The organism is Rhizobium sp. CF122 (assembly GCF_000282035.1).
GTDB lineage: Bacteria > Pseudomonadota > Alphaproteobacteria > Rhizobiales > Rhizobiaceae > Rhizobium.
Window position 1 is genome coordinate 14,412 of the sequence record NZ_AKKA01000020.1, and the last position, 18,136, is coordinate 32,547.

Here is an 18,136-nt window from a genome sequence, read left to right on the forward strand (position 1 = left end):
ACAAACGGCGGGACGAAACACCCCTTACGGCATGAAGGAGAGCCGGACTTCCGGCATTTTTCCACCCGCGTACTGCACTCTTGTAGAAAATCCGCGGCTTTTCCCACCGTAAATGACATCCGCAGGCGGATTGATCACGATGCTTGCGGTCAGCTGTTCGCCGGCAAACAGGTCCGCTCGGATGGGGCGCACGGCCTGGGTGGTACCGCTCTGATTGTCGATGATGCCGTTGATCAACAGCACCCTCATCCCGTTCGCATCACGCGGCGTCATCGTGACGTGCGAGAAATGTAGCGGCGAGTCCGTCGATGCAGCTTCGCTTTGAGAGAGGCCGGAGAAGCCACCGAAGAGGCCGAACACCAGCACCGACAGCGCAAGCACCAGCGCAACGAAGGTCTTGACCGATGCCTGCTGCAACCAGGATTCGCCCGCTCGAATGAATGATTCCATCAAGGTTCGCGGTAACGAAGGCTGGATCACCAAAGAGGCCGAGGGACGCCGGCGATTGTCGTTGAAGCTCCGTGCATTGAAGGTTTGCGCGCGACTGTTCGTTATCACCACGAATTCAGCGTCGGTCACATCGACCGGTCGAGTTCGGCGGGCCTCGCGCTTGGCCGGCTCTGGCGGCAGAAAATCATAAGCGCGGCCGGGCGCCTGGCGTCTGAACGAGGAGGAGGTCATGATGACGGCCTTTCCGGTGTCCACATGGTTTCGGGCCGGACGGAAATCCGGCATTGAAACGAATCCTGCCCAGTCGTAAATTTTAATGGTTAATGCTTCGCAAAGATCGCCATCAAAGCGGCGTCTTTCCGGTAAAATTTACTGGTTGTTAATGCTGTTGGTTAACAAGTCGTGCGGTGAACAAACAAAAGACTGATCTACCGTTGATCCACTTCGAAAATGTCGGTTTGCGCTATGGGATGGGCCCGGAAATTCTCCGGGACCTGACGTTCGACATTCCGAAAAAGTCGTTTCAGTTCCTGACGGGTCCTTCGGGCGCCGGCAAGACCACGCTGCTGCGACTGCTGTTTCTGTCGCTGCAACCAACCCGCGGGCTGATCCGCATGTTCGGGCGCGACATTTCCGATATTCCGCGCCCAGAGCTGCCGTTGCTGCGCCGCCGTGTCGGGATCATCTTCCAGGAATTCCGTCTGCTGGACCATTTGACCACTTACGAGAACGTGGCGCTGCCGCTGCGCGTTCGCGGTAAGGACGAAAGCTCCTACAAGACCGACGTGCTCGAGCTCCTGAAATGGGTTGGCCTTGGCGAACGCATCAACGTCCTGCCGCCGGTTCTGTCAGGCGGCGAAAAGCAGCGCGCCGCGATCGCGCGCGCCTTGATCGACCGTCCGGAGATCCTTCTGGCCGACGAGCCGACCGCCAACGTCGACCCGCCGATGGCCCGCCGTCTGCTCAATCTCTTCCTTGAACTCAATCGTCTTGGCACGGCGGTTGTGATTGCGACCCACGATCTCGCGCTGATGGACCAGGTGGAAGCCCGCCGTATGATTCTCTCGGAAGGGCACCTTGATATCCATGACTAAAGCCGCCCCCAAACCGCCGGCAGAGGCCGCTCCAAAAAGCCCGAAGCGGCCGGAGATGAAGGTGCGCCCGACGGCGCCGATCCTGCCTTCCGCCAACATCCAGGGAAATGCGCTGATGGTGGTCATCGCCATCATGGCCTTCCTCGCCTGCCTGACGCTCGGCGGCGTCAGCATGGTGCGTTCCACCGCCGCCAGCTGGGAGAGCCAGATTTCCCGCGAGATCACCATCCAGATCAAGCCCGAAGAGGGGCTGGACATGGACAAAACACTGGCGCAGGCACGTGATCTCGCCTTGACGTTCGTCGGCACGAAGAACGGCCAGATTGTTGATGAAGCAGCCACCGCCCGTCTGCTCGAGCCCTGGCTCGGCACCGGGCTCGACATCAAGGAACTGCCGGTTCCGCGGCTGGTGATCATCACCATCGACGAGAACAATCCGCCCGATTTCGAGGCGATGCGCTCGCTGCTCAAGGAAAGCATTCCGCAGGCCTCGCTCGATGATCACCGCACCTGGGTCGACCGGCTGGTTTCGATGGCCCACACCACCGTCATGATCGGCACTGGCATCTTGCTGCTGGTCTTTTCGGCGATGGTGCTGACAGTCGTTTTCGCGACCCGTGGCGCCCTGTCCGGCAATCGCCACATCGTCGAGGTGCTTCACTTCGTCGGTGCGGAAAGCTCGTTCGTCGCCACTGAGTTCCAGAAGCATTTTCTGAAGATCAGCCTCAAGGGATCGGCGGTCGGCAGCGCCCTTGCCGCGCTCTTCTTCCTGACGGCCGGCTTCCTGCAAAGCCGCACGCTGGCCACCCCGCAGACGGATCAGGCAACCGCTCTCTTCGGCACGTTTTCGGTTGGTGCGCTTGGCTATGCCGGCATCTTTGCCACCATGATCGTCATCGCCCTGCTGACGACCTTCACGGCCCGGCTGACGGTAATGCGGACCATTTACGAGATTGACACGCTGCGTTCCGATCCGGCACGTGCCGATGGGCTCGTGAATTGAGCTTTACATGCCTTTTTTGCCATGAAAGCGTCTGTTCGCCGCCGCAATCTGCATATATTTTTCTGATTCATGAGCATGGGCAACTTTTCGCGCACCCCGATTCGCCCTGGAACGGAGCTTGCTCGCTCCGAGGGAGGACCTGCGCGCCGCGGTCCCGTACGGCGCATGCTGCGCTGGGGCGGCGTTACCTTCATCCTTGGCATCGCCCTCATCTTCGGCGGCTTCTTGCGGTTTGCCGATTCCGTTACGACCCTGAAGCCTCCGCTCGATCCGCGCGCGGATGCGATCGTCGTCCTGACAGGCGGCTACCAGCGCATCGATCAGGCCGTCGAGCTACTTCAGAAAGGTGCCGGCAAGCGCCTGCTGATTTCGGGCGTGCACCCGACCACCACGCCGAAGCAGATCCGCAGGATGACCCAGGCTTCGCCGGAGCTTTTCTCCTGCTGCGTCGACGTCGGCTACGACGCGCTCGACACGATCGGCAATGCCCAGGAAGCATCGAACTGGATCCACCAGCGCGGCTACAAGAGCGTCCTCATCGTCACCAACAACTACCATATGCCGCGCAGCCTTGCAGAACTCGCCTACGTCGATTCCGAAACCCAGTTTATTCCCTATCCTGTGGTGAACACGGATCTGAAGACCAGCAACTGGTTCACCGATCCCAACGCCGTGCGGGTCATGCTTGCCGAATATGCGAAAGTGCTCTTCGCCGGCGTGCGCAATCTGACGGGTCTCGGCCGTCATGCGGGGCTGCGTTCGGCCGGCGTCTCCGGCTAAAGCTCAGCGAAACCTTTTTCTGACGGTCAATATCGTGTAGGAGGGCGCAACCGCGTTTTGCGGACATTGGCCTTGGGAAAGTTTATGATCGCCCTGCGTTCCGTTCTCTTTAACACGATCTTCTACGCCAACCTCATCGTTCGCATGATCGTGCTGTCCCCCTACTATTTCGTCGCGCCACGCAAGGACGCCTATCGCATACCGAAAAACTGGGCGCTGTCGAGCCACTGGTTGATGGAGAAGATCGTCGGCACGACCTTCGAGATTGAGGGCATCGAGAATCTGCCTGATGGCGGCTATATCCTGGCGCCGAAGCACCAATCCTTTTGGGACACCTATGCCCTCCTGCCGTGGCTGAAGGATCCGGTCTACATCCTGAAGCGTGAGCTGATGTGGATCCCGCTCTTCGGCTGGTATGCCAAGAAACAGCGGATGATCCCGATCAACCGCGGGGCCCGCGGCAAGGTCATGGTCGAGGCATTGAAGCGCACGAAGGAAGAGCTGGCAACCGGCCGTCAGCTGATCATCTATCCCGAGGGCACCCGCCGCCCGCCCGGCGCCGAGCCGCTCTACAAATACGGCATTGCCCGTATGTACCGCGATCTGCAGCTGCCGGTCGTGCCGGTCGCCATGCATCCCGGCCTCTTCTGGCCGCGACGCCGCACGATGCGCTACCCCGGTCACTTCAAGGTGCGGATACTGCCGCCGATCCAGCCCGGCATGGATCCCGATGCCTTCTTTGCGCATCTGATCGACGTGACCGAGACGGCGAGCGACGAACTGCTGGTCGATACCGTCAAGCGCAATCCGAATCTGCCGCTTCCGCCGACCGCCGTTCAACGGCTCGCGGAATTGCAGAAGGCGAAGGCAGCGACGGCCTGAGCTCAAGCCCCGTTTCTCAGCCGTTCCACTTCGCCGACCACCTGCTCCAGCCAGTGATCGCGAATGCCCATCTCCTGCAGGTGCGCCAGCGTGTTGAAGACATAGGCGTCGTTCGGTCCTGATTTGCCCTTAGCGCCGTGGACGACCTGTGCCGCCGCGATCGCGTCGAGTCCACCAGCATATTGCGTGTGCTTGCGATCAACAACATAGGCGATCGCCTTGCTTGTTCTGCCATCGGCCAGTTGTAGCTGCAGGCAGCGCTCGAGATAGACGTTGGTTACGAGCTCGCGCTCCCTGAGATAGTCGATTGTTTCGTCCCACTCATGCGGCGCGATCCGGAAGGCCATGCCACGGCAGGAACCGCCACGATCAAGGCCGAGTACGAGGCCCGGATTCTGCTCGGTGCCGCGATGCACCCAGGAATGAACGCAAAGCGAACGCCGGTAGCCACGGACAAGAGCCTGAGAACGCTCCAAAAACCCAAAGCCCGGATTCCACATCAGTGATCCGTAGCCAAATACCCAAAATTCGTCCATATCGCACGCCAGACCGACATTTCCACTCGCGAGTCACCATTGGAGAACATCATGGCAGCGTCAAGCCCATCCCGCAGCGGCAGAAAATTCTGGATGCTCGGCAGCGGTATCGTCTTGGTGATCGCGCTTTATACCGGCGCCTGGTTCTATGCCGCGTCCGAGTTGAAGAACACCGTGCTGAAGGCGATTGCACCCGGCAATACGGCAGGCGTCAGCGGCGAGTGCACAGATATCGACTTCCGCGGTTATCCATTCCGGATCGGCCTGTTCTGCTCGAAGGTCGATGTTGACGATACCGTCAATGGTGTCTCGGCGACCTTTGGCGAACTGCGCTCCGCAGCCCAGGTTTACGCTCCCGGTCATATCGTGTGGGAACTCGATTCGCCGGCAGAGATCCGCAGTGCCCACGGTCTGACGCTCAATGCGGAATGGGCAAGCCTGCAAGCCAGCCTGATCACCAAGTTGAAGGGCATTGACCGCTCTTCGACCGTCATCGACGGGCTTAAGGGCACCGCCGTGTCCTCGCAGACAGGCCAGACGATCAACTTCGACGCCGCCCATACGGAAATCCACCTCCGCCAGAACGGTGGCGACCTTGACGGCGCGATCTCCGTGACGAATGCCAATACGGCGATTAAGGACTGGCCCGCCCTCCCCAAGCTTTCTGCGAGTGCTGACGTGACGCTCGCCGGCAAGGCAGGCATGATCGACGGCAGCGACCAGAAGGGGCTTTACGGCGCCAGTGGTGAATTGCGCAAGGTCGTGGCTGACATCGGTGACGGCAAGGTCATGACGCTGAGCGGCCCATTCTCCTTTGATGAGGAGGGCTACCTGTCGGGCAAATTCAAGCTGGAGATCGAGCAACTCGGCCCCTGGCGCGACAGCGTCAAGCAGACCTTCCCCGAGATCGCCAAGACCGTCGACACCGCCGCCAAGCTGCTGAAGGCGCTGGCGGGCGGCGGTGACAAGGTTTCCGTCGATCTCGTCGTTGCACGCGGCAATGCCACGGTCGGCGGCTTCATTCCGTTGGGATCGATCCCGCCGATCTGAAATCAGGCTTTCTTTTCGAGCGGATGCGGGCGCCCGAAATCCGGTGCGTCGACATCCTGGCCGGCCTTGATGATCGAACGACGGATGGCGCGGGTACGGGTGAAAAGATCGAAGATCTTGTCGCCCTCGCCCCAGCGAATGGCCCGCTGCAGATAGGCGAGGTCCTCGGAGAAACGCGCCAGCATTTCGAGGATCGCATCCTTGTTGTGCAGGCACACGTCCCGCCACATCGTCGGATCGGAAGCGGCCAGACGCGTGAAGTCTCGGAAGCCGGAGGCGGAATACTTGATCACTTCCGATTCGGTGACCGCTTCAAGATCATCCGCCGTACCGACAATGTTGTAAGCGATGATGTGCGGCAAGTGTGAGACGATGGCGAGCACCTTGTCGTGATGCTCCGGATCCATCTCGTCGACCTTGGAGCCCAACGCTTCCCAGAACTGCCGCAGCCGCTTCAACGCCGTTTCGTCGGTGCCTGAGATCGGCGTGAAGATGCACCAGCGCCCTTCGAAGAGCCCCGGGAAACCGGCGTCCGGACCGGACTTCTCCGTACCCGCCAGCGGATGGCCGGGGATGAAGTGCACGTGCGGCGGCATGTGCGGCTGCATTTGCGCGATGACCGAGGCTTTGGTCGAGCCAACATCCGTTACAATCGCGCCAGGCTTCAGGCTGCTAGCAATTTCCTTCGCAACGCTCTCCGACGCGCCAACGGGCACCGAGACGACGACCAAGTCCGCATCCTTCACCGCCTCGGCCGACGACGTCTTGTAGCGGTCGCCGAGCTGCAGTTCCTCAGCCCTTTTCAGGGTATCTGCACTGCGCGTCGCGATAACGACTTCTTTTGCGAGGCCAAGCCGCTTGATGTCATGCGCAATGGAGGAGCCGATCAGGCCGATCCCGATCAGCGCTATGCGATCGAACTGCGCGGTCATGACTTGCGTCCCATAAACTCGCCGAGCGCTTCGATGACGCCACGATTCGCCTCCTCCGGGCCGATGCTCATGCGCAGCGCATTCGGAAATCCGTAGCCCTTCACCGCACGCAGGATGTAGCCGCGGCTGGTCAGGAACTCATCGGCTTCAGGCGCGCGTTTGCCATCGACGTCGGGGAAGTGGATGAGAACGAAGTTTGCGACCGACGGCGTCACCTTGAGACCGATAGCCTCAAGCGCGCCCGTCATCTTTTCGATCCAAATCTGGTTGAAGGAAGCCGCCTCCTGCGTGAAGGCCTGGTCGCGAATGGCCGCCGCGCCAGCGGCAATGGCAGCCGCGTTCATATTAAACGGGCCGCGGACGCGATTGACCGCATCGATGATATCTACCGGGGCATACATCCAACCGACGCGAAGCGCGGCCAGACCGTAGACCTTGGAGAAGGTGCGCGTCATGACAACATTCGCGTTCGACGAGACGATCTCGATGCCGGCCTCGTAGTCGTTGCGACGAACATATTCCGCATAAGCGGCATCGAGCACCAGAACGACATGCTTCGGCAGAGCTGCCTGCAGGCGGCGGATTTCACTGACCGGGACATAGGTACCAGTCGGATTGCCGGGATTGGCGATGAAGACGATCTTAGTCTTCGGCGTGACGGCGCCCAGAATGGCATCGACGTCAACGGTCGCGTCCTTCTCCTTGACGACAACCGGAGTCGCGCCGGCGCCCATGATCTGGATCTTGTAGACGAGGAAGCCGTGCTCGGTGATGATGCCTTCGTCGCCCGGCCCGAGATAGACATGGCAAAGCAGGCCCAGCAACTCGTCCGAGCCGTTGCCGCACATGATGTTGGCAGGGTTCAGCCCATGTACGGCCGCAATCGCCTCACGCAACTCCGTTGCTTGGCCGTCCGGATAGCGCTCGAGACTGCTGGCGGCATTGCGGAAAGCTTCGATCGCCTTCGGGCTCGCGCCGAGCGGCGTTTCATTTGAGGAGAGCTTGTAAACGCGTGCGACACCCGGCGCATGTTCCTTGCCCGGCACATAGGCTGCAATATCCAGAATACCGGGACGCGGAACGGGCTTGCTCTTCTCTTCGCTCATGAGATCGACCTTGGAAAAAACCGGGAAAAATTCGGCTGAAAACTGCCCTGTGGCAATAGAACGGAAAGGCAGCCTTGTCGAGTGCTGCGGGACCTCTAGGGTCCTGACCCTAGCGACTGCGTGTCGTTGGAACACCATGCGGCGCCAGAACCGGCACGAAGACGCGCCGCGACGCACGGGCGGCAACCGGCAGACCCTGATAGAGCCGCTTCTGCGCCTCGACGACGATCACGCCGGAAAATGCCGGCCACAAGGTGCGTCCCACACGATCGAAGAGGCCGCGCAGGCGCATCATGGTGCGAAGCTTGGAGGGAGGGAAGAACAATGCCTCGGCCGTCGCGCCTGGCGTGAAATTGGTTTCCCGCAGGAGACTTGTCAGCTGCCCACGCGAATAGGGTCGCCCGGAGCCGAACGGCGTATGCTCCATCCGTGCCCAGACGCCACGGCGGTTCGGCACGACGATGACCAGGCGCCCGCCTGGCGCCAGCACCCGCCACAGCTCCTTCAGGGTTTCCCGCGGGCTCTCGGCAAATTCGAGCGAATGGACCATCAGCACCCGGTCGATCGAGGAATCGGGCAACGGCAGCTCCTCGTCGAAGATCAGGGCCGTCGAGGAAAGCGCCCCCACAGGCCAGTTCACGGCACCCTGCCCTGCCGGCATGAAGGCAAAGGTTCTCTCCGTGTCGGACTGGAAGCGATCTAGGAAGGGCACGACGTAGCCCAGACCAACGAGACGCTCCTGCGGCAGCCGAACCCAAAGCGAGGAAAGCGCCATGGCGATCGACTGCTCGGCAATGCGTCCGAGGTCGGAATGATAGAACTGGCGTAGGTCGACGATATCAGCGTGCATCGAGGTAAATGTTATCAGTGGGCGGTTGGACTTCAAGGCAGGACCCTCTACATTCCCGGTATACCCGCGATAAAGAGGCTGCCTGAGACTATGAAACCTTTGGATTTAGACGTTTTTCTCTGCCGTACCGACAATTTCGGCGTGTTGGTCCACGATCCTGAAACCGGCTTGACCGCCTCGATTGACGCTCCCGATGCAGGCGCGGTCGAGAAGGCGGCAGCCCGCCGCGGCTGGACGATCTCACATATTTTTACGACCCATCACCATACCGACCACGTCGAAGGCAACCTCGCGCTGAAGCATCAATATGGCTGCGAGATTATCGGTCCGATCAACGAGGCGGTGGCGATCCCGGGTCTCGACAAGACGATGGCCGACGGCGATACCTTCCTGTTCGGCGACCACACGGTACAGGTCATCGAGACTCCCGGGCACACGGCGGGACATATCTGCTACCACTTCGCCGACGACAAGCTGCTCTTTGCCGCCGACACGCTGTTTGCACTCGGCTGCGGGCGTCTTTTCGAGCGCCCGGCCGCCGATATGTGGCACTCGCTGCAGAAGCTTGCGGTGCTGCCCGATGAAACGGCCATCTACTTCGGCCACGAATACACGCTCTCCAATGCCCGTTTCGCCCTGACAATCGATCCGGACAATCAGCGCCTGATAGTCCGTGCGGCCGAGATCGAGGCCCTGCGGGCCGAGAACAAGTTCACGATTCCGACGACGCTGGCACTGGAGAAGGAAACCAATCCTTTTCTGCGCGCGGCTGATCCTGCCATCCGCCGCAACCTGCTGATGGAAACCAAGACCAACGAGGAAGTCTTCGCGGAAATCCGCCGGCGCAAGGACAATTTTTGATGTCCCCGGACGATATCATTCGCGAACTTGGAATGGAGCCGCATCCCGAAGGCGGCTGGTATGTGCAGACATTCCGCGACACCGAGGGTGGCTCGCGCGGCCACTCGACGGCGATTTACTATCTCCTGAAGGCGGGGCAGCGATCCCACTGGCATCGTGTCCATGACGCTGCCGAGGTCTGGCATCACTACGCCGGGGCTCCGCTTGCGCTTCACCGCTCGCAGAATGGGAGCAGCAGCGAGACGCTGGTGCTTGGCACGGACATTCTCAACGGCGAGCGACCGCAGGCGATCATTCCGGCCAACTGGTGGCAGTCGGCCGAAACCCGTGGCGAGTATACGCTGGTCGGATGCACCGTTGCGCCGGGCTTCGAATTCGCCTCCTTCGAGATGGCGGCGTCGGACTGGAAGCCTGCTGGCTAAGGACTACTCCGCGGCGGCGCGCTGTTCAACCGCCGCGGACTTTCGGCGGAACATCTCGTTTGCCGCCAGCACGGCGCCGCCGGTCACCAACACGCAGGCGAGCGCGATGCGCCAGCTTGGCCCGGCAAAGCCGAACAGTGTCAGGTTTAACGTCGAGAGAAGCGGTGCTGCATAGCTTGCGGCGCCCAGAATCTGGATATCGCCATTCTTGACGCCGTAGTCCCAGGCATAGAATGCCGCACCGACGGGAAAGAGCCCGAGGCCAGCGACAGCCATCCACTGCGATACCGTTTCCGGCCAGACGGTCGTCTCGAGCCCGAGATGGCAAATGAGCGACAGGATCGAGGTCGCCATGCAAAAGCCGGTGACGACATCGGTCGACACTGCATCGAAGCGACGCGTCAGGAGCGAATAACCGGACCATGTGAAGGCGCAAAGGAGGGCTGCGCCATAGCCGACGGCAAAGGCGCCGTCGAAATCGATACCGTTGCGGCCAACGATCAGGAAGGTGCCGCAAAGGCCGGCCAGGGCGCCGACGATATGATACCAACGCAGGCGCTCTCCCGGCAGCAGCGCCGATCCGACGACGATCAGCAACGGCCAGAGATAGGCAATCAGCCCTGCTTCGACGGCCGGTGCGTTCCTGAGCGCCGTGAAATAGAGGAAATGGTATCCGAACAGGCCAGCAATCCCGACGATCCAGACCTTGGCCGGCTGCTTGAGCAGCGCCAGTCGCGACGGATTGAGGATCAGCACGACGATGCCGGGGATGCTGCCGATGGCAAAGCAGATGGCCGACAGCTGGAACGGCGGCATCGTGCCGGAGGCGGCCGTGAACAGTGCCAAAAACGACCACATGAGGATCGCCGTAAAGCCGATTAGCGTTGCCCGAAGCTTCACCTGTCCCCCTTTACGGAGGCTCCTGCTCCGTCAGCTTGCGCCGTATTTCACCGCGGTAATCGTCACCGGTCCGTATTGCGTCGGAATACGGACGTAGACCGGAGCATATACATTTGCCGCATCCGACTTGGCAAACCAGATTTCCATCCGGCTGCTCTTGCTCAGATAGTCGATGTCGCTGCGACCCTTCTTGTAGCCGGAGCGAGGGACGAACCGCACGCTGCATACGGTCGCCTTGCCGTTGAAACCCGCCGTCGAGAAGTTCTGCGCACCCTTGGGCGATAGCACCAGATCCATGCGCATTTCGCCATCGTAGATCGGCAGCTTCTGGGCGCAGACATTGGTGTCTGCGGGAAAGATCAGGCCCGAGATCGGATCGAGGACGGAGCGCATGTCGCTTGCCGGCACGCTGACCCAGTTATTCGGAGGTTTCCGAGGCGGCTTGACTGTCGTCGAGGTGATATTGCCGTTGCTGTAGCGCACCTCGTATGTGCGGGCGCGCTTGCCGCTCTTGTAGTAGAGATAGTAGCGGGACGCCTGCAGCCGGTCGCCGCGCAACACGCCGTCGACGCTTGTCTTGGCCGAGATATTGGTGACGAGATCGGCAAGGCCGGCCGAACTGATGTCGCCGGAGACCCTGTAGCTCTTGTCGTCCTCGATCTTCGTCAGGAAGGCGGCGCGGGCGATTGTCAGGATTCCTAGGGAAACCCTGTATTCCGTGCGATGCACGATCTCGCTTGCGCCGGCCGGAACGGCTATCAGCGCAGCTATCGCGGATATCAGAATGCGTTTGCCCGGATGAGCCATGAAATGAACCTTGTTCTGGCAGCTGGTAAAGCCGTTCATCACGGTCTATACGCCTGTCTCACAACGAAGCAAACACGAGCTTTTTGACAGAATTGCGGGAAATGCCAAGGTTTGGCTTGACGCGCCCGACCTGTCTGACTATAGAACCGCAACTTTCCAATCATGGCCTGTTGGATTGCTAACCCGGTTTTGCGCGGGCATGCAACCGATGGCCGAGAAAAACAAGAATAGGTGTTCCATGTCCCGCATGTGCGAATTGACCGGCAAGGCAGTCCTGACTGGTAACAATGTCAGCCATGCCAACAACAAGACCAAGCGCCGGTTCCTCCCGAACCTGTGCCAGGTTACGCTGATCTCCGACGCGCTCGGCCAGCGTTATCGTCTTCGCGTTTCGGCTGCTGCTCTTCGTTCCGTCGAGCATCGTGGCGGTCTCGATGCCTTCCTGATCAAGGCAAGCGAAAATGAACTGTCGATGCGCGCTCGTCTGCTGCGTCGCCAGATCGTCAAGAAGACTGCCGAAGCCGCTGCTGCCTAAGCTTCGACCGCTTCTTCTTCATACGGCTTCGAAAGGCTTGTACGGATGATCTCCGGACAAGCCTTTTGCTTTGCCGGTCTGTCCCTCCAACTGGTGGCATACCCCAGGATAAAAAAATGCTGACGACGCGCGCTACGCTTATCTATGTCGCACTGATGACGCTGGTCGTCGTCGCCTCGAACTTCCTCGTGCAGTTCCCGCTGAATGCCGAGTTCGCCGGCATCAATCTGGCCGACATCCTGACCTGGGGTGCCTTCACCTATCCGGTCGCCTTCCTGATCACCGATCTTACCAACCGTCAATTCGGCCCGCAGGCTGCCCGCAAGGTCGTCTTCGCCGGCTTCGTCGTCGGCGTGGCACTGTCCTTCTACACCTCGGTTCCGCGCATCGCGATCGCGTCCGGCTCGGCCTATCTCGCCGGCCAACTGCTCGATATTTCGGTTTTCAACCGCTTGCGCCGGCAGGCCTGGTGGCACGCCCCGCTCGTCGGCTCGCTGATCGGCTCGATGCTGGATACGGCGATCTTCTTCTCCTTCGCTTTCGCGGCCTTCTTCGTCCTCCTCGGCCCGAACGATCCCTTCGCGCTCGAATCCGCCCCGATCCTCGGCGTCTTCACCGCACAGGCGCCGCGCTGGATTTCCTGGGCAATCGGCGACTTCGCGGTGAAGATGATCGTCGGCCTCGTGATGTTGCTGCCCTACGGCGCACTGATGAACGTGCTGCGCCCGATGCAGGCCGCCACCGCCCGCTAGGCATGCGCGCCCGCCTAGAATTTCATTCCTAGGCTATTCGGCGGAGCTATCGCTCCGCCTTTTTTATCGGCAAGGACCCCGGGACGACTTGCCGAAAAGATACTCGCCGCGACACTTTGCGGCCACGCTCGAATGCAAAAAGAATCTATGTATGCCATGCACGGCGGTGGTAGTTGATGACGCTTTTATGACAGATAGTGTCGCAATCGCATCGAACCGGAGGACCAATCGTGAGCGAGAAGCGGAAGCGAGTTTATGAGGCGCTCTTGGACGGCGCGACGGAAGGTCTTTCCGGCAAGGCGCTTTTCGATTTCGTGCTGGAACGGTGTCCCAAAGCCACCAGCAAGAAGATCGTGCGTGCCTCTTTGCTGGCCCTGACCGATCCTGACGTCACCGACCGGAACGTTCTGCATACTATCTACGCGCTCGCCATCGCCCACCGGATGGATGAAGTAGGCTCTACCGGCGATCCAGACGGCGATGAGAATCCGACGGAAAAGACCCCGTGCTGCGGAAACTGAAGAAGAAGCGCGCATCCGCTTCGGCGCCAGCAGAGGCTAAGCAGATCTGAGCCGGGAGCAGCGGGGCGAGAAGAACGCCGATTGACCACCGAGCAGGATGCGCCGAGCGCCGCCTCTCCCCGCATCGCCTCCGAAGAGGCCGCCGCCGCGGCTGCATCGCGGGGCGTGCGCGCTATCGTCATCCGCCTGCCTCCGTCGGTTCATGGCGACGGTGACCACGGCTTCGTGCCGTTGCTGATCGGCATCGCCCGCGCGAAGGGCCTTTCGGTCTATGCCGGCGAAGGAGGCAATCTCTGGGCCGCCGTGCACAGACTGGACGCAGCCAGACTCTACAGGCTGGCGCTTGAAAAGGGCAAGGCGGGCATCCGCTATCATGGCGTCGCTGAAGAGGGCGTTCGCTTCCGGGAGATCGCCGAGGTCATCAGCCGCCGGCTGAACGTGCCGGTCGTTTCCAAGTCTCCTGAGGAGGCGGCCGTACACTTCGGCTGGATTGCGTATTTCGCGGCGATGGACAATCTCGCCTCGAGCAAGCGCACGCGCGAAGAACTGGGTTGGAAGGGCGCGGATATCGACCGGCCGGTCTATTTCGGCGGCTGACGCCGAGCGGTCATCTCTGCAGGCGAGCCGTGTCGCCGGCTCGCGGCTCCGTCAGCCGGAACTCCAGCATGAGATTGCGTTGCAGGATGGAGTGGTTGTCATCAGAGACGATCACCACATGCGTGGTCCCATCCTCGGCCGCGAAGACATCCAGGCCTTCCATATTGTCGATCTGATAGCTGAAGTCACCCTGCAACAATATCTCGCCGTCCATGACAGCGCCGGGGCGGATGTCGGCAGCCTTGATGCGGCGGATGCGCATTCCGATGCCTTCTACGACGTTGAACCGCCGCTCCAGCAGCAAGAGGTCGCCATTCGGCAGGAAGGCTCCGTCCGTCGCGTCGAAATCGCCATAGTGAGCGAGCGACAGCCGTCCCTTCAACGGCCCGTCCAGAATCGCGGCATAGGCATTGCCGTCCATGTCTAAGCTGCGTTCGGCCACGATTAACGTCCCGCCCTTGAGGGCACTGTCCACGGGAGAAACGGCGATGGTCTCAAAGCCGCGGTTGCCACGCAGCGATCGTTCGGGGAACGGAATGGGAATGGTGTCGATCGCACGCGATGTCTCGAAGCCGGGGTCGGGATAGACGTCGACGCGGTGGTCCTGCTCGAAGGAAACGAGAATCCGGTCGCCATGCAGCGCGATACCCTCGGCATCCATATACCCCTTGCCTTCAAAGCTCTGCTCGTCGCGATTCTTCATCGGGGTGATCACGACATCGGCGAGGCCGGACAGGCGCCCTTGAGGATCGCGCTCGATGCGCCCGGTCATCCAGTGGCCGGTGTCGAGCACGCCGACAAAATGCGTTCGGTCCGATCGAAAGCGGATCGATGACAGCGAGCCGAACAGCCGCTGCGGCGAGACCATTTCCAGCCCGCCGAGGAATTCGAGGGGACCGAAGCGAGTTTTGTCGGAACCGATCTTGAAATCGGTGATGACGCGGCCGCGGACCTCGACGTCACCATCGGCAAGCGCTGGCAGCGTGAGAGCCGCCAGGCCGAGGGCGACTGAGATCAGCCGGGCGAACGGCTTTCGGAGCATCCAGAAAGCGTCCTTTCGCGGTTAGCTGGCGCGACGGAGGCGACCGCCCCGCGGCTGGACGGACTTGTCTTCGAAGAGCGACGCAAGCTGCTCCGTCATGGCGCCGGCCAGCTCGTCTGCATCGACGATCGTCACGGCGCGCCTATAATAGCGCGTCACGTCGTGGCCGATGCCGATCGCCAGAAGCTCGACCGGCGAACGCGTCTCGATCCGATCGATGACGGCGCGCAGATGGCGCTCCAGGTAGTTGCCCGGATTGACCGACAGCGTCGAATCGTCGACCGGCGCACCGTCGGAGATCATCATCAGGATGCGGCGCTGCTCGCGACGGGCGAGCAGGCGATTGTGCGCCCAGATCAGCGCCTCGCCGTCGATGTTCTCCTTGAGCAGGCCCTCGCGCATCATCAGGCCGAGATTGGCGCGCGCCCGGCGCCAGGGAGCATCGGCGGACTTGTAGATGATGTGGCGCAGGTCGTTGAGGCGACCCGGCGTCTGCGGCTTGCCGCTACCAAGCCACTTCTCGCGCGCCTGCCCACCCTTCCAGGCCTTTGTGGTGAAGCCCAGGATCTCGACCTTGACGCCGCAACGCTCCAGCGTGCGGGCCAGGATATCGGCGCAGGTGGCTGCGACCGTGATCGGGCGGCCGCGCATCGAGCCCGAGTTGTCGATTAGAAGCGTCACGACGGTGTCGCGGAACTGCGTGTCGCGCTCCATCTTGAAGGATAGCGCCTGCATCGGATCAATGATCATGCGCGTCAGACGCGCCGGGTCGAGATAGCCTTCCTCGAGATCGAAATCCCAGGAGCGGTTCTGCTGCGCCATCAGCCGGCGCTGCAGGCGGTTCGCGAGACGGCCGACCGCGCCCTGCAGGTGTGCCAGCTGCTTGTCGAGGAAGGCGCGCAGACGTTCCAACTCGGCGGCGTCGCAGAGCTCTTCGGCGGTGATCGTCTCGTCGAATTCCTCGGTGAAGACGTGGTAGTCGACCTTCTCGTTGACGTCGTCGAAGGGAGTGTTCGGACGGCGGGTTTCGCCCGGCGTCTCTGAATCTTCCTCGCCTTCCTCCTGCATGTCGTCGTCGGAGATTTCGGCGCCTTCGGTCTCGCCGTCCTCCATTTGCTCGTCGGCGACTTCGCTGTCCTCTACCGGCGCGGCGTCGGAACCGGCGTCGTCATCGACTTCGTCCTGATCCTGCTCGTCGCCGTTCGGCTGGTTTTCCTGATCAGATTCGTCATCGGATTCAGGATCGCTGTCGTCGTCGCCATACTCTTCCGCCATCTCCATGGCCGAGAGCATGTGGCGGATCACCTTGGAAAAGGCCTGCTGGTCGCTGATGACACCGGGAAGGTTGTCGAGGTCGGATCCGGCCTTCTCCTCGATGAAGGAGCGCCAGAGATCGAGCACCTTGCCCGCCGATGCGGGCGGCGTCTCGCCGGTCAGCTTCTCGCGCACCATCATGGCGACGGCTTCGCCGATCGGCGCATCCTCCTGCCGCTCGATGCCGGAGAAATTCGCCTTGGCGTATTTCTCCTCGGTCATCGATCGGAGGTTTGCAGCAACGCCTTCCATGCGCAGCGCACCGATCGATTCCACGCGCGCTTGCTCGACAGCGTCGAAGATCGCCCGCGCGTCGGAGCCTTGCGGCGCCATCGTCGCGTGCACCTTGTCGTCGTGGCACGCAAGCCTCAACGCCATCGAGTCGCCAAGCCCGCGCGTTACCGCCAGCTCATGCATCGTCGGACGCTTGGAAAGCTCCGGCAGACGAATCCGCTCGGCAGTCATTCCAGGACGTTCGTTGGCGAAGGTCACCTCGACGTCGCCGTCGCCGGCAATCGCGCGAACGCTGCCTGATATCGCCCGGCGCAACGGCTCGACGTCGACTGGCGAACCCGGCTTTGCTTTCGAATTGTCACCGCGAGCTGCCATGATCGGTCGGCCTCAGGCCTCCAGAACGATGTTGGCGGCGCTTTCCTTCAGCTCGACGCCAAAAGCGCGCTGATAGTGCTCGGCCACCAGCGGGCGCTCCAACTCGTCGCACTTGTTGAGGAAGGTAACGCGGAAGGCGAAGGCGAGGTCGCCGAAGATCTCGGCGTTCTCAGCCCAGGTGATCACGGTGCGGGGGCTCATGACGGTCGACAGGTCGCCGTTCATGAAGGAAGCGCGGGTCAGATCGGCAACGCGGACCATCTTGGACACGGTATCGCGCCCATTCTTGTCCTTGCCGAAGCTCTTCACCTTGGAAGCGACGATGTTCACTTCATGGTCGTGCGGCAGGTAGTTCAGTGTCGTCACGATCGACCAGCGGTCCATCTGTGCCTGGTTGATCTGCTGCGTGCCGTGATAGAGGCCGGTGGTGTCACCGAGGCCGATCGTGTTTGCCGTGGCAAACAGCCGGAATGCCGGGTGCGGACGGATGACGCGGCTCTGGTCGAGCAGCGTCAGGCGGCCGGACGATTCCAGCACGCGCTGGATGACGAACATCACGTCGGGGCGGCCGGCGTCGTACTCATCGAAGACGAGCGCGACGTTGTGCTGGTAGGCCCAGGGCAGAATGCCGTCCTTGAATTCCGTGACCTGCAAACCGTCCTTCAGAACGATCGCGTCCTTGCCAACGAGGTCGATGCGGCTGACATGGCTGTCGAGGTTGATACGCACGCACGGCCAGTTGAGGCGGGCTGCGACCTGCTCGATATGCGAGGACTTGCCCGTGCCGTGGTAGCCGGAGATCATCACGCGCCGGTTATGGGCGAAGCCAGCAAGAATGGCGAGCGTCGTCTCGCGGTCGAAGAGATAGTCGGGGTCGAAATCCGGAACATAGGCGCTGCCCTGGCTGTAGGCCGGAACGCGAATGTCGGAATCAATGCCAAAGACCTCCCTGACCGAAACGGTGGTGTCCGGAATCTCCGAAATATCAAGGTCAATCTTGCTCATCATGTCTCCAAGGCGGGTGACCGACACCCGACCATACTGTCTCAGCCCATATCGCTACCATGACGCCGCAGATCAGGTCCGCGCCCGC

General features: G+C 61.4%; 20 protein-coding genes and 1 pseudogene. 11 read left to right on the top strand and 10 right to left on the bottom strand.

Features of this window, described 5'->3' with window-relative positions:
* Window positions 1-24: 24 nt before the first annotated feature.
* A complete protein-coding gene (locus PMI09_RS04720) occupies window positions 25-735 on the bottom strand; it encodes a hypothetical protein (RefSeq protein WP_007789411.1) in 711 nt (236 codons plus the stop codon).
* A 149-nt stretch (window positions 736-884) separates the two neighbouring features.
* Here PMI09_RS04720 and ftsE point away from each other — a divergent pair, with 149 nt between their 5' ends.
* The 4 genes from ftsE (at window position 885) to PMI09_RS04740 (ending at window position 4,209) form a co-directional block, all read left to right on the top strand.
* Entirely contained in the window at window positions 885-1,544 is a 660-nt protein-coding gene (ftsE, locus tag PMI09_RS04725; RefSeq protein WP_007528031.1) for a cell division ATP-binding protein FtsE, read from the top strand.
* Window positions 1,545-1,599: 55 nt separating this feature from the next.
* Complete coding sequence (locus PMI09_RS04730) at window positions 1,600-2,547, top strand: cell division protein FtsX (RefSeq protein ID WP_443216167.1); 948 nt, start codon at window positions 1,600-1,602, stop codon at window positions 2,545-2,547.
* Window positions 2,548-2,616: 69 nt separating this feature from the next.
* A complete protein-coding gene (locus PMI09_RS04735; protein ID WP_007789417.1) occupies window positions 2,617-3,327 on the top strand; it encodes a YdcF family protein in 711 nt (236 codons plus the stop codon).
* An 84-nt stretch (window positions 3,328-3,411) separates the two neighbouring features.
* A complete protein-coding gene (locus PMI09_RS04740; RefSeq protein ID WP_007789419.1) occupies window positions 3,412-4,209 on the top strand; it encodes a lysophospholipid acyltransferase family protein in 798 nt (265 codons plus the stop codon).
* Window positions 4,210-4,211: 2 nt separating this feature from the next.
* Here PMI09_RS04740 and PMI09_RS04745 read toward each other — a convergent pair whose 3' ends face one another.
* Window positions 4,212-4,745, bottom strand: coding sequence for a gamma-glutamylcyclotransferase (locus tag PMI09_RS04745; RefSeq protein WP_037081926.1), 534 nt, complete (start codon window positions 4,743-4,745; stop codon window positions 4,212-4,214).
* A gap of 51 nt (window positions 4,746-4,796) precedes the next feature.
* On the opposite strand from PMI09_RS04745, the gene PMI09_RS04750 reads away from it, so the two are divergent.
* Entirely contained in the window at window positions 4,797-5,795 is a 999-nt protein-coding gene (locus tag PMI09_RS04750; protein WP_007789423.1) for a DUF2125 domain-containing protein, read from the top strand.
* A 2-nt stretch (window positions 5,796-5,797) separates the two neighbouring features.
* On the opposite strand, the gene PMI09_RS04755 is transcribed toward PMI09_RS04750, so the two are convergent.
* The 3 genes from PMI09_RS04755 to PMI09_RS04765 form a co-directional block, all read right to left on the bottom strand.
* Window positions 5,798-6,727, bottom strand: a complete 930-nt coding sequence (locus tag PMI09_RS04755; protein ID WP_007789425.1) for a prephenate/arogenate dehydrogenase family protein — start codon at window positions 6,725-6,727, stop codon at window positions 5,798-5,800.
* Complete coding sequence (gene hisC / locus PMI09_RS04760; protein WP_007789429.1) at window positions 6,724-7,833, bottom strand: histidinol-phosphate transaminase; 1,110 nt, start codon at window positions 7,831-7,833, stop codon at window positions 6,724-6,726. The genes PMI09_RS04755 and hisC overlap by 4 nt, the downstream gene beginning before the upstream one ends.
* A gap of 109 nt (window positions 7,834-7,942) precedes the next feature.
* Entirely contained in the window at window positions 7,943-8,719 is a 777-nt protein-coding gene (locus PMI09_RS04765) for a class I SAM-dependent methyltransferase (protein ID WP_007789431.1), read from the bottom strand.
* 54 nt (window positions 8,720-8,773) lie between these two features.
* On the opposite strand from PMI09_RS04765, the gene gloB reads away from it, so the two are divergent.
* Window positions 8,774-9,544 carry a hydroxyacylglutathione hydrolase gene (gene gloB, locus PMI09_RS04770; RefSeq protein WP_007789433.1) on the top strand — a complete coding sequence of 257 codons (771 nt, stop codon included), beginning with the start codon at window positions 8,774-8,776 and terminating at the stop codon, window positions 9,542-9,544.
* On the top strand, window positions 9,544-9,966 hold the full coding sequence (locus PMI09_RS04775; protein WP_007789435.1) for a cupin domain-containing protein: 423 nt from the start codon (window positions 9,544-9,546) through the stop codon (window positions 9,964-9,966). The genes gloB and PMI09_RS04775 overlap by 1 nt, the downstream gene beginning before the upstream one ends.
* Before the next feature lie 3 nt (window positions 9,967-9,969).
* Here PMI09_RS04775 and yddG read toward each other — a convergent pair whose 3' ends face one another.
* Complete coding sequence (gene yddG / locus PMI09_RS04780) at window positions 9,970-10,866, bottom strand: aromatic amino acid exporter YddG (RefSeq protein WP_007789437.1); 897 nt, start codon at window positions 10,864-10,866, stop codon at window positions 9,970-9,972.
* 30 nt (window positions 10,867-10,896) lie between these two features.
* The gene (locus PMI09_RS04785; RefSeq protein WP_037081934.1) at window positions 10,897-11,673 is read right to left on the bottom strand and encodes a DUF3108 domain-containing protein; all 777 of its coding nucleotides are present in this window, start codon (window positions 11,671-11,673) and stop codon (window positions 10,897-10,899) included.
* Window positions 11,674-11,911: 238 nt separating this feature from the next.
* Between PMI09_RS04785 and rpmB the strand changes: the two genes are divergently transcribed.
* The 4 genes and pseudogenes from rpmB to PMI09_RS04805 all read left to right on the top strand — a co-directional run.
* On the top strand, window positions 11,912-12,208 hold the full coding sequence (gene rpmB / locus PMI09_RS04790) for a 50S ribosomal protein L28 (RefSeq protein WP_007789441.1): 297 nt from the start codon (window positions 11,912-11,914) through the stop codon (window positions 12,206-12,208).
* Between the two features lie 116 nt (window positions 12,209-12,324).
* Window positions 12,325-12,960, top strand: a complete 636-nt coding sequence (locus PMI09_RS04795; protein ID WP_007789442.1) for a queuosine precursor transporter — start codon at window positions 12,325-12,327, stop codon at window positions 12,958-12,960.
* Window positions 12,961-13,190: 230 nt separating this feature from the next.
* Entirely contained in the window at window positions 13,191-13,481 is a 291-nt protein-coding gene (locus PMI09_RS04800) for a hypothetical protein (RefSeq protein ID WP_007789444.1), read from the top strand.
* 78 nt (window positions 13,482-13,559) lie between these two features.
* Window positions 13,560-14,078 (top strand): annotated as a pseudogene (locus PMI09_RS04805) (3-beta hydroxysteroid dehydrogenase); the annotation flags it as partial.
* A 10-nt stretch (window positions 14,079-14,088) separates the two neighbouring features.
* Here the strand turns inward: PMI09_RS04805 and PMI09_RS04810 are convergent.
* The 3 genes from PMI09_RS04810 to cobS are packed head-to-tail and all read right to left on the bottom strand — an operon-like array spanning window position 14,089 to window position 18,048.
* A complete protein-coding gene (locus PMI09_RS04810) occupies window positions 14,089-15,120 on the bottom strand; it encodes an esterase-like activity of phytase family protein (protein ID WP_007789448.1) in 1,032 nt (343 codons plus the stop codon).
* Between the two features lie 21 nt (window positions 15,121-15,141).
* Window positions 15,142-17,043 carry a cobaltochelatase subunit CobT gene (cobT, locus tag PMI09_RS04815; protein WP_007789450.1) on the bottom strand — a complete coding sequence of 634 codons (1,902 nt, stop codon included), beginning with the start codon at window positions 17,041-17,043 and terminating at the stop codon, window positions 15,142-15,144.
* A gap of 12 nt (window positions 17,044-17,055) precedes the next feature.
* Window positions 17,056-18,048 (bottom strand): cobaltochelatase subunit CobS, encoded by a 993-nt coding sequence (gene cobS / locus PMI09_RS04820; protein ID WP_007789452.1) that lies wholly within the window; start codon window positions 18,046-18,048, stop codon window positions 17,056-17,058.
* Window positions 18,049-18,136: the final 88 nt, after the last annotated feature.

Coding starts and splice junctions, on each gene's coding strand:
- PMI09_RS04720 (WP_007789411.1), bottom strand. CDS start 735: ATGCCGGATTTCCGTCCGGCCCGAAACCATGTGGACACCGGAAAGGCC.
- PMI09_RS04730 (WP_443216167.1), top strand. CDS start 1,600: ATGAAGGTGCGCCCGACGGCGCCGATCCTGCCTTCCGCCAACATCCAG.
- PMI09_RS04735 (WP_007789417.1), top strand. CDS start 2,617: ATGAGCATGGGCAACTTTTCGCGCACCCCGATTCGCCCTGGAACGGAG.
- PMI09_RS04740 (WP_007789419.1), top strand. CDS start 3,412: ATGATCGCCCTGCGTTCCGTTCTCTTTAACACGATCTTCTACGCCAAC.
- PMI09_RS04745 (WP_037081926.1), bottom strand. CDS start 4,745: ATGGACGAATTTTGGGTATTTGGCTACGGATCACTGATGTGGAATCCG.
- PMI09_RS04750 (WP_007789423.1), top strand. CDS start 4,797: ATGGCAGCGTCAAGCCCATCCCGCAGCGGCAGAAAATTCTGGATGCTC.
- PMI09_RS04755 (WP_007789425.1), bottom strand. CDS start 6,727: ATGACCGCGCAGTTCGATCGCATAGCGCTGATCGGGATCGGCCTGATC.
- hisC (WP_007789429.1), bottom strand. CDS start 7,833: ATGAGCGAAGAGAAGAGCAAGCCCGTTCCGCGTCCCGGTATTCTGGAT.
- gloB (WP_007789433.1), top strand. CDS start 8,774: ATGAAACCTTTGGATTTAGACGTTTTTCTCTGCCGTACCGACAATTTC.
- PMI09_RS04775 (WP_007789435.1), top strand. CDS start 9,544: ATGTCCCCGGACGATATCATTCGCGAACTTGGAATGGAGCCGCATCCC.
- PMI09_RS04785 (WP_037081934.1), bottom strand. CDS start 11,673: ATGGCTCATCCGGGCAAACGCATTCTGATATCCGCGATAGCTGCGCTG.
- rpmB (WP_007789441.1), top strand. CDS start 11,912: ATGTCCCGCATGTGCGAATTGACCGGCAAGGCAGTCCTGACTGGTAAC.
- PMI09_RS04795 (WP_007789442.1), top strand. CDS start 12,325: ATGCTGACGACGCGCGCTACGCTTATCTATGTCGCACTGATGACGCTG.
- PMI09_RS04810 (WP_007789448.1), bottom strand. CDS start 15,120: ATGCTCCGAAAGCCGTTCGCCCGGCTGATCTCAGTCGCCCTCGGCCTG.
- cobT (WP_007789450.1), bottom strand. CDS start 17,043: ATGGCAGCTCGCGGTGACAATTCGAAAGCAAAGCCGGGTTCGCCAGTC.
- cobS (WP_007789452.1), bottom strand. CDS start 18,048: ATGAGCAAGATTGACCTTGATATTTCGGAGATTCCGGACACCACCGTT.